The organism is Roseomonas sp. TAS13, assembly GCF_001950415.1.
Classification (GTDB): domain Bacteria; phylum Pseudomonadota; class Alphaproteobacteria; order Acetobacterales; family Acetobacteraceae; genus Roseomonas; species Roseomonas mucosa.
The window spans coordinates 1-835 of the sequence record NZ_BDLP01000743.1; the positions used below are offsets into that span (position 1 = coordinate 1).

An 835-nucleotide genomic window follows, 5' to 3' on the forward strand; every position below is an offset into this window, starting at 1 on the left:
CGAGACTTGTGATCAAGAGACAGGGGCCATCGCCGGGCGGCTGCACCGGCTGCTCGCCGTGCCGGCGGCGGTGATCGTGGCCTTCGGGATCATCCTGGCGATGCCGGGCGCCCCCATCGCGGCGAGCTGGCCCATCCCCGTGCCGGTGATGCCGCAATTCACCCTCCAGGCACTGATCGGCACCGCCATCCCGCTCTTCCTGGTCACCATGGCCTCGCAGAACATCCCCGGCCTGGCCACGCTCGGCCTCTACGGCTACCGCCCCGCGCCCGGGCCGCTGTTCCGCGCCACCGGCCTCTTCTCCGTCGCCGCCGCCTTCCTGGGCGGCCACGCGGTCAACCTCGCCGCCATCACCGCCGCCCTTTGCGCCAACGAGGACGCGCATCCCGACCCGGCGCAGCGCTGGAAGGCCGCCGTGGTGAACGGCGTGGGCTACATCCTCTTCGGCCTGCTCGCGGGCTTCGTCACGGCCTTCGTCGCGGCGGCGCCGGTGCTGGTGGAGGCGGTGGCCGGCCTCGCCCTGCTGGGCGCGCTGGGCGGTTCCCTGCAAGGCGCCATGGCCGTGCCGGAACAGCGCGAGGCGGCCATCGTCACCCTGCTCGTCACCGCTTCCGGCACCGCCTTCGCCGGGATCAGCGGCGCCTTCTGGGGCCTGCTGGCGGGCGGTGCCATGCTGGCGCTGTCGCGCTTCCGCAGGCCGCTGGAACCCTGAACCCGCTTTACCTGGCGTCAGGCCAGCCAGGAGCCCACCGGACGGCGCCCTCTTCGGGATGCCGGGCCGCGACCGCCGCCCTAGCCCCGCGCCGGCACGCCGGACACGCTGGCCCCTTCCGGC

1 protein-coding gene is annotated in these 835 nt (G+C 74.1%); it reads left to right on the forward strand.

The genetic code is table 11. The annotated features are described in order from the left end of the window. A partial coding sequence (locus ROTAS13_RS25265; RefSeq protein WP_171979253.1) for a benzoate/H(+) symporter BenE family transporter occupies positions 1–712 on the forward strand: 712 nt, incomplete at its 5' end. Positions 713–835: the final 123 nt, after the last annotated feature.